Below are 10,938 nucleotides of genomic sequence, written 5' to 3'. Positions count from 1 at the left end.
CACCGGGCGGTCCGATCCCCGGCCGCCCGGCCAGACAAACGCCCCCGCAAGGGGCACAAGCCCGACGAGGACACACCGCCATGGCGCATTACCGTCACCGCAAGTTCAACACCAAGGACACCTATCCCGAGCAGAACCTCGACAACGACCTGGCCCAGGCCGTCGTTGCCGAGCCGGGCAAGACGATCTTCCTGCGCGGCCAGTGCCCGCAGGACCTGGACACCGCCGAGAACATCAAGAGCAACGACCCGGTGGAACAGACCCACAAGGTCATGAGCAACATCCGCCAGCTGGTCGAGGAATGCGGCGGCAAGATGGAACACGTGACCAAGCTGGTCGTCTACCTGACCGACGTGCGCCACCGCGAGGCGGTCTACCGGACCATGGGCGATTACATCAAGGGCGTGCACCCGGTCTGCACCGGGCTGGTCGTCGTGGCCCTGGCCCGGCCGGAATGGCTGGTCGAGATCGACGCCACGGCTGTCATCCCCGACTGATCGCCCGCCGGCCCGTCGCCGTCGCGCTGCGCGCGGGGCAGGGGCCGGCACAGTTCTGCGGCTGGGGGGCATGGTTGCCCCCGTGGATGGTCTCATGGCGCGCCCGGTGGGGCGCGCTGTGGTCCGCCCCACGGCCTCTCCGGTGGCCTGCCTCTTGTCCGCGCCCAACCAGCATGCATCATCCGTTTCATGCACCAATCCGGGGCGCTCGTGCCCCCAGGGAGACTTCATGACGTTTTCGATCATCGGCCATTGCCAGCAGACCGGCATGTTCGGCGTGGCCATCTCGTCCTCGTCGCCGGCCGTCGCCGCGCGCTGCGCCCATGCCCGGGCCGGGGTCGGCGCCGTGGCCAGCCAGAATGTCACCGACCCGCGCCTCGGGCCCCATACGCTGGACCTGATGGAACGCGGCGCCAGCCCGTCCGAGGCGCTGGCCATCGTCGAACGGGCCGGGGCACACATGGCCTATCGCCAGGTCCTGGCCGTCGACCGGACCGGGGCCAGCGCGATCTATTCGGGCACCCAGGTCCTGGGCATGTGGTCCGAGGCCGAGGGCCGCGATTGTGCCGCCGCGGGCAACCTGCTGGCCGATGCCGGCGTGCCCGAAGTCATGGTCCAGCATTTCGCCACCTCGACGGGCCACCTGGGCGACCGGCTGATCGGCGCCCTGCGTGCCGGGCTGGATGCCGGGGGCGAGGCCGGGCCTGTGCATTCGGCCGGGCTGCTGCTGGTCGACACCCAGAGCTGGCCGCTGGCCGAGCTGCGCATCGACTGGACCGAAGACTGCCCGATCGCCGCGCTGGAAGCGGCCTGGGCCGTCTATGAGCCGCAGATGAACGATTACGTCACGCGGGCGCTCGATCCGCGCGAGGCGCCGTCCTATGGTGTCCCCGGAGACGAGTGACTATTTTGCCCCATGCCCGGATGTGACCCGGGCCCCAAGATAGCCGAGGTCTCGCCATGCCACTCAGGTTCACCCTGCGCCAACTGGAGTATTTCATCGCCGTGGGCGAGGCGGGCAGCATTGCCCTGGCCGCCGACAAGGTGAACGTGACGGCCCCGTCGATGTCCTCGGCCATTGCCCAGCTGGAGGCCGGTTTCGGTGTCCAGCTGTTCACCCGCCGCCATGCCCAGGGCTCGGTGCTGACGCCCACGGGCGAGCATTTCTTCCAGCAGGCCCGGCTGGTGCTGGAAGCGGCGGGCAAGCTCAACGACATGGCCAACATCTATACCGGCAGCGTGCGCGGCTCGCTGCGGGTGGGCTGCCTCAAGACCTTTGTCCAGCTGATGGTGCCCCAGTTGCGCCGCAGCTTCGAGGACAAGTACGAAAGCGTCGATTTCAGCCAGGTCGAGCTGGACCAGGCCCAGATCTTCGATGCCCTGGGCGCGGCGCGGATCGACGTGGCCCTGACCTATGACCTGGCCCTGCCCAGCGACATCGACTTCCAGCCCCTGCGCACCCTGCCGCCCTATGTCATGGTCGATCTCGAACATCCCCTGGCCACGCGCAGCGAACTGACGGCCGAGGACCTGGTCGAACACGAGATGGTCCTGCTCGACATGCCGCACAGCTCGGATTACTTCCTGTCGCTCTTCCGCGCCCTGGGCCGCCGCCCGCGCATCGCCGAGCGCACCGCCGACATTGCCATCCAGCGCAGCCTGGTGGCCAACGGCTTTGGCTTCGGCATTTCCAACATGCGCACGGCCACCGAATATTCGATGGACGGCAAGCCGCTGAAATTCATCCCGCTCAACACGCCCGTGCCGCCGCTGCAGCTGGGCATCGCCATGTCGCGCGCGGCCCATGTGTCGCGCACGATCCAGGCCTTCATCGACCATTGCCACGAAGCCGGCGACGCCAACAAGCTGCCCGGCGTGACCACCTGACGAAAGACCCCCTCCGCCCATGACCCGTGACCTTCCCGGCATCCCCGACATCCTTGGCCGGCTGATCGGCTTTCCCACCCTGTCGCGCCAGTCCAACCTGGACCTGCTCGACTATGTCGAGGGCCTGCTGGCCCCGGCCGGCGCCCGGCTGGAACGGTTCGTGTCCGACGACGGCACCCGGGCCAACCTGCTGGCCAGCATCGGCCCGGAGGGCTCGGGCGGGGTGCTGCTGTCGGGCCATTGCGATGTCGTGCCGGTCGAAGGCCAGGCCTGGTCGCGCGATCCCTTCACCCTGCATGCCGAGGACGGGCGCTATTACGGCCGGGGCACGGCCGACATGAAGGGCTTCCTGGCCGTGGCCATCCACGCCATGCTGCGCGCCGCCGGCGATGATGGCGGCGCGGGGCTGGCCCTGCCGATGCACCTGGCGGTGTCCTACGACGAGGAAATCGGCTGCCTGGGCGTGCGCGGCATGCTCGACATCCTGGCCGATCGGGCCGACCGGCCGGCGCTGTGCATCATCGGCGAGCCGACGGGCATGCAGATTGCCACCGGCCACAAGGGCAAGACCGCCCTGCGCGCCTGTTGCCACGGCCAGGAAGGCCATTCGGCCCTGGCCCCCGACGCGCTGAACGCCCTGCACCTGGGCGCGGCCTTTGTCGCCCGGCTGCAGCAGCGCCAGGCCGACCTCGAGGCCGGCGGCGCCCGCGATGCGGCCTATGACATTCCCTATTCCACGGTCCACGTGGGCATGATGCAGGGGGGCACGGCGCTCAATATCGTGCCCAACCGCTGCGACCTGGATTTCGAGATCCGCAACGTGGCGGCCGACGATCCGCAGCTGATCCTGGACGGCATCGCCCGCGACGCCGAGGCCGTGGCCGCCCCCCATCGCAACCGCTTCCCCGAGGCGCGGATCGAGATCGAGCAGGTCTCGGGCTATCCCGGGCTCGACACCCCGGTCGACGCCCCGGCGGTGCGCCTGCTGCAACGGCTGCTGGGCCGCGACGACGATCCGATCAAGGTGGCCTTCGGCACCGAGGGCGGGCTGTTCCGCCAGTCGCTGGACGTGCCGGTCCTGGTCTGCGGGCCGGGGCACATGGCCCAGGGTCACAAGCCCGACGAATATGTCGCCGCCGACCAGCTCGACCTCTGCGACCGGTTCATCGCCGCACTGGCCGCCGCGCTGGCCACGCCCGATACCGAGGCCCTGCGCGGCTGACCCGGCCACGGAGGCGGTGAGCCGCGACAAGGCCCGGCCGCCCGCGGCCGGTCCGCGGCGCCGCTTGGGGCGGTGATTGTCCCAAAGGGGGGCATCCTCGCCCGGCTGGTCCATCACCCGCGCCGTGGTCGGCCCGATGCCCTTGCCCTGTTCAGCCCGATGCCCCCAATAGGCCGCTCCCACTCCCGCTCCCGCTCCCGCTTTCGCGCCCCTCGCCAAGGCCGGCCCGCCGCCTGTGAGAGGCCCGACCCGCGCCCATCCACCTGCCAGGCCGGCGAAAACCGGCCCGTTGGCCGGTGCCGATTTTCATAGGACCGGCCCGCGCTTTACGCTACAGGGCATGACCACCACAGACCTGACAGGACAACGCCCCATGAGCATTCGGATGACCTCCACCTTCATCAAGCCGATGCATCCCGAAGGCCGGCGCTTCGTGGCCATCTTCGCGGTGGTCACCCTGGGCCTCTGGCTGCTGTCCGAATTCCTGGGCCTGGTCGGCCTGGGCCTGACCGTCTGGTGCTATTACTTCTTCCGCGACCCCGAGCGGGTCACCCCCCGGCGCGACAACCTCATCGTCAGCCCGGCCGACGGCATCGTCTCGATCATCGAACCGGCCATCCCCCCGGCCGAGCTGGGCATGCCCGCCGAGCCGCTGACCCGCGTCAGCGTCTTCATGAGTGTCTTCGACTGCCACGTGAACCGCCTGCCCATCGCCGGCGAGGTCACCGGCATCGCCTATCACCCCGGCCAGTTCCTCAATGCCTCGCTCGACAAGGCCAGCGACCTGAACGAACGCAACAGCCTGCGCATCCGCGTCGCCGACGGCCGCGAACTGGCCGTCGTGCAGATCGCCGGCCTGGTCGCCCGGCGCATCGTCTGTTTCATCGAGCCCGGCGCCCGGCTGGAGACCGGCGAACGCTTCGGCCTGATCCGCTTCGGCTCGCGGCTGGATGTCTACCTGCCCGAGGGCACCGAGCCGCTGGTCACCGTCGGCCAGACCATGATCTCGGGCGAGACCGTGCTGGCCGAGCTCTCCGCCCCGCAACCCCAGACCTGAAGGCCGATTGACCATGCCCGGAACACCCTCGTCGGAACTGTCGATCAACCAGCTTCTGCCCAACATGCTGACCATCTCGGCCATCTGCGCCGGGGTCTCGGCCATCCGCTTCGGCGTGCAGGGCAATTACGTCCTGGCCGTCCAGCTGATCCTGGCTGCCGCCGTGCTCGACGGGCTGGACGGGCGGCTGGCCCGGGCGCTCGACAGCCAGAGCCTTGTCGGGGCCGAGCTGGATTCGCTGGCTGATTTCGTCAATTTCGGCGTTGCCCCGCCGCTGGTCCTGTATTTCTGGGGCCTGCACCAGTCGATGCCGAACATCGGCTGGCTGGCCGTGCTGTTCTATGCCATCTGCTGCGTCGTGCGCCTGGCCCGGTTCAACGTGGCCAATACCCGCGACGCCGCCCCGGCCGACAACCGCTATTTCACCGGCGTGCCGTCGCCGGCGGGCGCGCTGCTGGTCATGCTGCCGCTCTACCTGTCCTTCGCCGTGGCCGACGAACGCATCCTGCCGGGCTGGGTGATCTGCCTGCACATGGTGCTGATCGGCAAGCTGATGATCTCGAATTTCCGCACCTGGTCCTTCAAGGCCCAGAAGATCCCGCGCGCGCGGGTGCGCTTTTTCTTTGTCGGTTTCGCCCTTCTCGGCGCCGCCTTGCTCATCTTTACCTGGGTGTCGCTGGTGGTGCTTTGCCTTGGCTACGCGGCCGTGGTTATCATCGTCGCGATACAGAACAGGCGTGGCACCACACAGGAGACCTGAGCCCGTGGACATCGAAACGGTGGGCAATTCCTATGCCCGATGGGCGCTATTTTACGATCAGACCTTCGGCGCGGTGACCCAGACCGGCCGGCGATCGGCGGTGTCGCTGATCAACGAGATCAACCGCGGCACGGGCCATGTGCTCGAAGTCGGCGTGGGCACCGGGCTGGCGCTGGATTTCTATGCGCCGCACCTGCGGGTGACGGGGATCGATTTCAGCGAGGAGATGCTGGAAAAGGCCCGCGCGCGGGTGGCTGATAAGGGGCTGAACCACGTGCAGGAACTGCGCCAGATGGATGCGCGGGTGCTCGATTTCCCCGATGACCATTTCGATGCGGTGGCGGTGATGCACGTGCTGTCGGTGGCCCCCGAGCCCGAGCGCGTCATGGCCGAGATCGCCCGGGTCTGCAAACCCGGCGGGCGGGTGGTCATCACCAACCATTTCCAGCGCGACACCGGTTTCCTGTCGCGCGTCGAACGGCTGGCCGCGCCGCTGTCCAGCCTGCTGGGCTGGCATTCCGATTTTGCCATGGACCGGGTGCTGCAGGAAGACCGGCTGTCGGTCGAACAGACCCGCCGCCTGCCGCCGATGGGCATGATGACCCTGCTGGAGCTCTCCAAGGCCTGAGCCATGGGGCCCCTGGCCCGAGGCAAGCGTGCTGTCGGGCCGGGGGGGCAGGGTCTCGCCGGGGCCGGAGTGCGGACGGCGAAGCGCGTGCCATCGGGCCGGCGGTGCAAGGGGCGCGGCGACGGTGCCGCCGGGCCACGGGTACAAGCGCCACGGCAAGGTTGCTGCCGGGCGACGGACCAAGGCTCGGCGGCAGGGATGCCGCCAGGCCAGCGGCGACAGGGGGGCGTCAGGCGGTGAAGCGGAAGAACACCGGCTGGTGATCCGACCCCTGGGCAACCATGTCGACCCAGGCCTCGCCGACCCGCGCGGCCAGTTCATGGCTGGCAAAGCAATGATCGATCCGTTCGGCACCGCCCGCATGCACGATGGTCACGCCCTCGTCCTCGGCATGGCCGGCCGCAACCCAGGCATCGGCCAGCCCGTGGGCATCATGGACCCGGCCGTGGTGCTGCGATTTGGCCCCCAGCATCAGGTCGTATTCGGCGCTGTCGGGGGTAAAGTTGAAATCGCCCATCAGGATCACCGGTTCGGGCATCGGCGGCGCCGGCCGGTCGAACCAGCCGTCGTCGAACGGCCCGCCCCAGCTGGCCCCGTGGCGCGGTCCGTTCAGCAGCAGCTCTCGGGCAAAGGCCACCTGCGGCAGGCGCGTCGACGGGCCGATATGGTCGAAATGCACCGAGGCAAAGCGGATCGGGCCCAGCGGCGTGTCGATCACCGCCTCGATCAGCGCCCGGCGCGAATGCACGAGGCCGGCCAGCGCGGTCTTGGGCAGCGGGTGGTTCGTCACCGACAGCAGCGGCCAGCGCGACAGGATCATGTTGCCGAACTGGCGCCGCTTGTTGATCACCCGGCCGTCGACCATCTCGGAGGCATCGGCATCGATCCCCGGCCCAAAGGCCCAGAACAAGTGCGGCAGGCGGGCGGCGATCTCGGTGGCCTGGTTAACGTCACCGCTGCGGGCAACATGGGTTTCGACCTCTTGCAGGGCGATCAGGTCGGCGTCGCCCAGTTCGGCGACGATGCGGTCGATGTCGTATCGCCCGTCTTTTCCCTTGCAATACTGGATGTTGTAGGTGGCGCAAAGCATCTGCGTTGGTCCTTTGGGTCAGAGAGTATGATCGAGCCGGTCGCGCAGGCGGTCGCCCAGCAGGCTGATGGCCAGCGCGGTCAGGAAGATGACGGTCGCCGGCAGCGCGGCCAGCCACCAGTGCAGCACCATGTGCCCGCGGCTTTCGTTCAGCATCAGGCCCAGCGAGGTCATCGGCGGCTGGATCCCCAGGCCGACAAAGCTCAGCCCGGCTTCCAGCAGGATGGTTTCGGGCAGGTTGATGGTGAATTGCACGGCAATGGCCCCGGCGATGTTGGGCGCCAGGTGCACGAGGTTGACCCGCCAGTCGCGCAGGCCCATCGCCCGGGCGGCGCGGGCATAGCCGCGGGTATTGGCATCCAGCACCAGCCCCCGGGCCAGCCGGGCATAGCGCTCCCAGCCCTGGAACCCCAGCAGCAGGACAAAGAGCGTCAGGTTGTTGCCGAAGAACGCGATGATCAGCAGGGCAAAGATCAGGAAGGGCAGGGCCGACTGGGCATCGACCAGGGCCATGACGGTTTCTTCGAACCAGCCCCGCCATTGCGCGGCCAGCACGCCCAGGGCCGTGCCCAGCACGGCGCCGATGACGGTGCCGGCCAGGGCCACGATGGCCGAGATGCGGATGGCGTAGATCATCCGCGACAGCACGTCCCGGCCAAGGTGATCTGCGCCCAGCAGGTGATCGGCCGTGCCCCCCAGGAAGACCGGGGGCGACAGCCGGGCCAGCAGGTCCTGTTCGGCATACCCATGGGGCGCGACCAGCGGGGCCAGCAGGGCAAGAGCCCCCATGGCCACCAGCCAGCCGACCGCCAGGGTCAGGGCCAGGGGGCGCCTAGCGGCGCGAGAGGCGGAGCTGGGGATTGAGAAGGACATAGGCCATATCCACGAGGAAATTCGCGATGATCATCGCGCCGGAAAACAGCAGGACCAGCGCCTGGACGACGGCCAGGTCGCGGGCGGTGATGGCATCGATCAGCAACCGGCCGATGCCCGGCCAGGCAAAGATCCACTCGACGATGATCGACCCGCCGACCAGCCCGCCGGCGATGAATCCCATGACGGTGACCAGCGGGATCGCCGCGTTGGGCAGGATGTCGCGCCGGATGACGGCGCCCATCGGCCAGCCCTGGGCCCGGGCGGCCAGCACATGCGGCAGGGTGATGACCTCCAGCGTCGCGGCCCGGGCATAACGCGCGATGATCGCCGCATTGGCCGTGGCCAGCGTCAGCAGGGGCAGGACAAGATGGCCGGCCGTGCCATGACCCGACGAGGGCAGCAGGCGGAACTCGACGGCAAGAAGCCAGATCAGCGCCACGCCCAGCACGTAGGACGGCATGGCATAGCTGGCCACGGCCAGCGACATCACCAGCCGGTCGGGCCAGCGCCCCTGGCGGAAGGCGGCCAGGATGCCGGCGGGCAGGCCGATGACCAGCATCACGGCAAAGGACAGGCCCATCAGCAGCAGCGTGTTGGGCAACCGCTCGGCAATGATGCCCGCGACCGGCCGGCCATCCGAGAAGGACGTGCCGAGACGGCCTTGAAAGAGGCCGGAGAGGTAGCTGGCGTATTGCGACAGCAACGGCTGGTCCAGCCCCCACAGGCGCCGGTAATAGGCGATGATCTCGGGCGGCGTGGTCTCGGGCGAGAATTGCGACAGCACCGGGTCGCCGGTCACGCGCAGCACGAAGAAGGTCACCGTCACCACGATCCAGGCCGTGATCACGGTGCGCAGCAGGCGGGTCATCAGGATCTCGCCCATCAGGCCGTCACCTCGCGGTGCTGCGGCGCCCGATCGCGCGCCGCGTCGGTTGCCGGCGGCCGGTCCAGGTGGCACGACACCTGCCGCCCGTCTCCCGCCGGGCGCGGTGCCGGCGCTTCAACCCGGCACCGGTCCATGGCCCACGGGCAGCGCGGATGAAACCGGCAGCCCGGCGGCGGGGCCGAGATGTCGGGCGGAGTGCCGGTCAGCCGGCTGCGGCGGGCCGTGCCCGGCGCCGGGCTCAACAGCGCGCCGATCAGGGCCCGGGAATAGGGATGCAGCGGGTGGTGAAAGACCGCGTCGGCCGGGCCGATCTCGACGATCTCGCCCAGGTAGATCACCGCGATCCGATCACTGACATACCGCACCACGCGCAGGTCATGCGAGATGAACACCCCGGTCAGCCCCAGCTCCCGGCGCAGCTCGGCCAGCAGGTTCAGCACCTGGGCCTGGACCGAGACATCCAGCGCCGAAACCGGCTCGTCGAACACGGTGAAGAGCGGATCGACCGACAGCGCCCGGGCGATGACAACGCGCTGGCGCTGGCCGCCGGACAGCTGGTGGGGATAGCGCGCGGCATGGGCGGCTGACAGGCCGACCCGTTCCAGCCAGTGGAGCGCCGCGCGCCCGGGATCGGCGGCCAGGCCATGGGCGCGCAGGCCCTCGGCGATCTGGTAGCCGATCGTCAGCCGCGGGTTCAGCGCCGACATCGGGTCCTGAAAGACATATTGCAGCCGCGCCCGCGACTGGCGATAGGCCCGGCGGCCCCGGGGCGCGGGATCGTCGCCCCCCACGGTGACATGCCCGGCCGTGGGCCGGTCGAGCCCGGCCAGCAACCGGCCGAGGGTGGACTTGCCGCATCCCGATTCCCCGACCACGCCCAGCATTTCGCCCCGGGCCACGCGGAAGGACATGCCGTTCAGGATCTGCGGCCCCGGCCGGCGGATCAGCCGCCCCGTGCCCGGCGCGGCAAAGCGCAGCGCCGTGACATCGACCAGTGGCGGAGGCGGGGGCAGGGCGATGCTCATGCCGGGCCCGCCAGGGTGCCGGCCGCCGTTGATCCCGCCCCGAACCCCAGGTGGCACAGCGTCTCGTGCGGCCCCTGCTGATGCATGAAGGGCCGGGTGGTGCGACAGGCCGGGGCCGCCAGCCCGCAGCGCGGGGCCAGGGCACAGCCGGTCTGCCCGCCGGCGCCGCCGGCCGGAGGCTGGCCGGGCAGCGGCGTCAGCGGCGCGCGGCCGTGTTCGGGCGGGATCGAGCCCAGCAGCGCGCGGGTATAGGGATGGGCCGGGGCGGCAAAAAGCCGGCCCACCGGCGCGCGTTCGACGATCTGCCCGGCGTACATCACGGCAACCTGTTCGGCCATCCGGGCAATGACCCCGAAATCATGGCTGACGATCAGCAGGGCCATGCCCTGGTCCCGGCAGAGATCCTGCAGCAGGTCGAGGATTTCCAGCTGGGTCGTCACGTCCAGCGCCGTGGTCGGCTCGTCGGCGATCAGCAGGTCGGGCTGTCCGGCCAGCGCGCCGGCGATCAGCACGCGCTGGTTCTGCCCACCCGACAGCTCGTGGGGATAGCTGCGCATCCGCCGGGCCGCGCCGGGGATGCCCACGGCGTCCAGCAGGCGGATCGCCTCGGTCTCGGCCGTCGTGCCGGTCAGGCCCCGGTGCAGGCGCAAGAGCCCGGTCAGGAACCGCCCGATCCGGCGCATCGGGTTGAGCGCGGCAAAGGGATCCTGGAACACCATGGCCACCCGGCGCCCCCGCGCCCCGGCCATGGTCCCGGTGCGCCCGCCCAGCCGCACCGTGCCGGCGGTCTGCGCCAGGCCCGGCGGCAGCAGGTCGAGGATGGCCAGGCAGGTCAGGCTCTTGCCCGATCCGCTTTCGCCGACGATGCCCAGCGTCTGGCCGGCGTCCAGCCGCAGCGACACGTCGGCCACCAGCGGTGACCCCGCCTGCGGCCCGGCCTTCGGCGCGATGCAAAGACCCGAGACATCGAGCAGGGAAGAGGCGGTGGCCGCCTCTTCCGGTGTCATCGC

The 10,938-nt window shown here is 69.7% G+C and carries 12 protein-coding genes; 7 read left to right on the top strand and 5 right to left on the bottom strand.

Translation table 11 applies throughout. The features are described 5' to 3' along the window. Positions 1 to 80 precede the first annotated feature (80 nt). The 7 genes from ACK3BB_RS16830 to ACK3BB_RS16800 all read left to right on the top strand — a co-directional run bounded on the left by ACK3BB_RS16830 (position 81) and on the right by ACK3BB_RS16800 (position 6,051). Positions 81 to 497 carry a RidA family protein gene (locus ACK3BB_RS16830; RefSeq protein ID WP_428925796.1) on the top strand — a complete coding sequence of 139 codons (417 nt, stop codon included), beginning with the start codon at positions 81 to 83 and terminating at the stop codon, positions 495 to 497. Between the two features lie 229 nt (positions 498 to 726). Further along, complete coding sequence (locus ACK3BB_RS16825; RefSeq protein ID WP_428925795.1) at positions 727 to 1,401, top strand: DUF1028 domain-containing protein; 675 nt, start codon at positions 727 to 729, stop codon at positions 1,399 to 1,401. Positions 1,402 to 1,457: 56 nt separating this feature from the next. Continuing rightward, positions 1,458 to 2,384 (top strand): LysR family transcriptional regulator, encoded by a 927-nt coding sequence (locus tag ACK3BB_RS16820; RefSeq protein WP_428925794.1) that lies wholly within the window; start codon positions 1,458 to 1,460, stop codon positions 2,382 to 2,384. A 19-nt stretch (positions 2,385 to 2,403) separates the two neighbouring features. Then, positions 2,404 to 3,606, top strand: a complete 1,203-nt coding sequence (gene argE, locus ACK3BB_RS16815; protein ID WP_428925793.1) for an acetylornithine deacetylase — start codon at positions 2,404 to 2,406, stop codon at positions 3,604 to 3,606. Positions 3,607 to 3,985: 379 nt separating this feature from the next. Beyond that, positions 3,986 to 4,663, top strand: coding sequence for a phosphatidylserine decarboxylase (locus tag ACK3BB_RS16810; RefSeq protein ID WP_428928759.1), 678 nt, complete (start codon positions 3,986 to 3,988; stop codon positions 4,661 to 4,663). Between the two features lie 13 nt (positions 4,664 to 4,676). Continuing rightward, positions 4,677 to 5,423, top strand: a complete 747-nt coding sequence (pssA, locus tag ACK3BB_RS16805) for a CDP-diacylglycerol--serine O-phosphatidyltransferase (protein WP_428925792.1) — start codon at positions 4,677 to 4,679, stop codon at positions 5,421 to 5,423. A 4-nt stretch (positions 5,424 to 5,427) separates the two neighbouring features. Then, the gene (locus ACK3BB_RS16800) at positions 5,428 to 6,051 is read left to right on the top strand and encodes a class I SAM-dependent methyltransferase (RefSeq protein WP_428925791.1); all 624 of its coding nucleotides are present in this window, start codon (positions 5,428 to 5,430) and stop codon (positions 6,049 to 6,051) included. A gap of 229 nt (positions 6,052 to 6,280) precedes the next feature. On the opposite strand, the gene ACK3BB_RS16795 is transcribed toward ACK3BB_RS16800, so the two are convergent. Genes ACK3BB_RS16795 through ACK3BB_RS16775 form a run of 5 tightly spaced genes read right to left on the bottom strand, consistent with a single transcriptional unit; the run spans position 6,281 to position 10,935 of the window. Next, the gene (locus ACK3BB_RS16795; RefSeq protein ID WP_428925790.1) at positions 6,281 to 7,141 is read right to left on the bottom strand and encodes an endonuclease/exonuclease/phosphatase family protein; all 861 of its coding nucleotides are present in this window, start codon (positions 7,139 to 7,141) and stop codon (positions 6,281 to 6,283) included. A gap of 18 nt (positions 7,142 to 7,159) precedes the next feature. Then, positions 7,160 to 8,014 carry an ABC transporter permease gene (locus tag ACK3BB_RS16790; protein WP_428925789.1) on the bottom strand — a complete coding sequence of 285 codons (855 nt, stop codon included), beginning with the start codon at positions 8,012 to 8,014 and terminating at the stop codon, positions 7,160 to 7,162. Beyond that, on the bottom strand, positions 7,974 to 8,900 hold the full coding sequence (locus ACK3BB_RS16785) for an ABC transporter permease (protein ID WP_428925788.1): 927 nt from the start codon (positions 8,898 to 8,900) through the stop codon (positions 7,974 to 7,976). Before ACK3BB_RS16785 ends, ACK3BB_RS16790 begins: the two co-directional genes overlap by 41 nt. Then, complete coding sequence (locus ACK3BB_RS16780; RefSeq protein ID WP_428925787.1) at positions 8,900 to 9,928, bottom strand: ABC transporter ATP-binding protein; 1,029 nt, start codon at positions 9,926 to 9,928, stop codon at positions 8,900 to 8,902. Before ACK3BB_RS16780 ends, ACK3BB_RS16785 begins: the two co-directional genes overlap by 1 nt. Next, a complete protein-coding gene (locus ACK3BB_RS16775) occupies positions 9,925 to 10,935 on the bottom strand; it encodes an ABC transporter ATP-binding protein (protein ID WP_428925786.1) in 1,011 nt (336 codons plus the stop codon). Before ACK3BB_RS16775 ends, ACK3BB_RS16780 begins: the two co-directional genes overlap by 4 nt. Positions 10,936 to 10,938: the final 3 nt, after the last annotated feature.

The organism is Marinibacterium sp. SX1, from assembly GCF_050389775.1.
Classification (GTDB): domain Bacteria; phylum Pseudomonadota; class Alphaproteobacteria; order Rhodobacterales; family Rhodobacteraceae; genus Marinibacterium.
Note: the sequence above shows the minus strand (reverse complement) of the source record. Positions and strands in the feature narration are given on the sequence as shown.

Bases quoted from the DNA above. Each gene is read 5' to 3' on its own strand.
- ACK3BB_RS16790 (WP_428925789.1), bottom strand. From the start codon at position 8,014: ATGTCCTTCTCAATCCCCAGCTCCGCCTCTCGCGCCGCTAGGCGCCCC.
- ACK3BB_RS16775 (WP_428925786.1), bottom strand. From the start codon at position 10,935: ATGACACCGGAAGAGGCGGCCACCGCCTCTTCCCTGCTCGATGTCTCG.
- ACK3BB_RS16830 (WP_428925796.1), top strand. From the start codon at position 81: ATGGCGCATTACCGTCACCGCAAGTTCAACACCAAGGACACCTATCCC.
- ACK3BB_RS16785 (WP_428925788.1), bottom strand. From the start codon at position 8,900: ATGGGCGAGATCCTGATGACCCGCCTGCTGCGCACCGTGATCACGGCC.
- ACK3BB_RS16795 (WP_428925790.1), bottom strand. From the start codon at position 7,141: ATGCTTTGCGCCACCTACAACATCCAGTATTGCAAGGGAAAAGACGGG.
- ACK3BB_RS16780 (WP_428925787.1), bottom strand. From the start codon at position 9,928: ATGAGCATCGCCCTGCCCCCGCCTCCGCCACTGGTCGATGTCACGGCG.
- ACK3BB_RS16820 (WP_428925794.1), top strand. From the start codon at position 1,458: ATGCCACTCAGGTTCACCCTGCGCCAACTGGAGTATTTCATCGCCGTG.
- pssA (WP_428925792.1), top strand. From the start codon at position 4,677: ATGCCCGGAACACCCTCGTCGGAACTGTCGATCAACCAGCTTCTGCCC.
- argE (WP_428925793.1), top strand. From the start codon at position 2,404: ATGACCCGTGACCTTCCCGGCATCCCCGACATCCTTGGCCGGCTGATC.
- ACK3BB_RS16825 (WP_428925795.1), top strand. From the start codon at position 727: ATGACGTTTTCGATCATCGGCCATTGCCAGCAGACCGGCATGTTCGGC.